At 39.1% G+C, this 820-nt stretch carries 1 pseudogene; it reads left to right on the forward strand.

Annotation, left to right across the window (positions count from 1 at the left end):
• Nucleotides 1-594: 594 nt before the first annotated feature.
• Nucleotides 595-807, forward strand: a pseudogene (locus ACT3RN_RS15940) (IS3 family transposase); the annotation flags it as partial.
• Nucleotides 808-820: the final 13 nt, after the last annotated feature.

Here is an 820-nt window from a genome sequence, read left to right on the forward strand (position 1 = left end):
GTCAAACAAGGAAAATAGCGCCGTTAATATCGGGATATTACCTAGCTATTTGATGAAGTTTGGCAAAATTTAGCCATTTTTAGCCCATTTAGATGTCCATCGATTGAATTGAAGACACGCCCTAAACTGTTTTTGATATAAATCCATAAATGCATAGCCTAAGACTCAAGTCCTCACTAGCAGACTGAGCTTCTTCCTAGAGATGTTACGTTAAATGGTTTTCATGCAAAAAAAGTCATCGGTTCGAGTGCTCGAAAATAGCTCTGCTATCATGAGAATAATACATAAGTTTAAGTTCCAAAAAACTATCTATAGAAATCTGCTATGACCCTCCCTAAAACCTCTTTAACACGTAAATATATCCTTTTTTAGCAGCAGCGATGCTGTCTGTGTCAGCTATGGTTACTGATTTTAGCCAAGTTCAACGCGAAGCTAATCAAGGTGATGCTGATGCCTAATATGTGCTTAGGATGATATACGTCAAAGGCGAAGGCGTGCGACTAAACACCATGACTACTAAAAAATGGTTTGAGCTATGCTGAAGAAACCGTAGAGGTAAATTTGGTAAACTAAGCGTATTAATCGGAGTTTATCATGACCAAGAAAGTAAGAACCTACTGTGACGAATTTAAAGCCGAGGCAGTCAAGAAGATAGCAGACAATAATGGCAATATCTCAGCGACCGCAAAGCAGCTTGGCATCGCCATGCAGACCTTATCTAATTGGCACAATAAAGCCAATCAAGGCAAGCTTATCAGCACTCAGCAATATGAACCTGATCTTATGGCAGCTATTCAAGAAATAAAGTAGCTCAACCTGT

Origin of the sequence: Psychrobacter sp. AOP5-GZ1-6 (assembly GCF_052376345.1) — a bacterium.
Taxonomy (GTDB): Bacteria; Pseudomonadota; Gammaproteobacteria; order Pseudomonadales; family Moraxellaceae; genus Psychrobacter.